Raw genomic sequence first — 623 nt, 5'->3', positions numbered from 1 at the left:
CCCTTCGAGGGCAAGCCGTGGTCGGTCTACGTGCCTGAGGGTTCGGACTGGTCGGTGACCGCGGACACCGAACTGGAAGTCGCGGTCTGCTCGGCGCCGGGCCTTGGCGGCGGCCTGCCGGTTCGCGTCATCGGACCGGACGATCTCGGCCAGGAGGTGCGCGGCAAGGGCACCAACACGCGCTATGTCACCAACATCCTGCCGGAGGGCAAGCCGGCCGATTCGCTGCTGGTGGTCGAGGTCATCACGCCCGGGGGGCATACGTCGAGCTATCCGCCGCACAAGCACGACCAGGACAATCTGCCCGCTGAATCCTACCTCGAGGAAACTTACTATCACCGCCTCAACCCGCCGCAGGGCTTTGCCTTCCAGCGCGTCTACACCGACGCCGACAAGAACGGCCATCGCGCGCTCGACGAAGCAATGGCGATCGAGGATGGCGATGTCGTGCTGGTACCCAGGGGTTATCACCCCTGCGCCGCCTGCCATGGCTACGACCTCTATTATCTCAACGTCATGGCAGGACCGAAGCGGACGTGGAAGTTCCACAATGCGCCCGAGCATGAATGGCTGATGAAGGCCTGATCGGTCGCTGCGTGAGCACTCGCCCCCTGGTCCAGCAC

1 protein-coding gene is annotated in these 623 nt (G+C 64.7%); it reads left to right on the top strand.

The genetic code is table 11. The features are described 5' to 3' along the window. Nucleotides 1–585, top strand: a 585-nt coding sequence (iolB, locus tag EN879_RS38045; RefSeq protein WP_127274817.1) for a 5-deoxy-glucuronate isomerase, incomplete at its 5' end; no start/stop codon positions are given. Nucleotides 586–623 lie beyond the last annotated feature (38 nt).

This window comes from Mesorhizobium sp. M7A.F.Ca.AU.002.02.1.1, assembly GCF_003998535.1.
GTDB classification, from domain to species: Bacteria; Pseudomonadota; Alphaproteobacteria; order Rhizobiales; family Rhizobiaceae; genus Mesorhizobium; species Mesorhizobium ciceri.
Note: the sequence above shows the minus strand (reverse complement) of the source record. Positions and strands in the feature narration are given on the sequence as shown.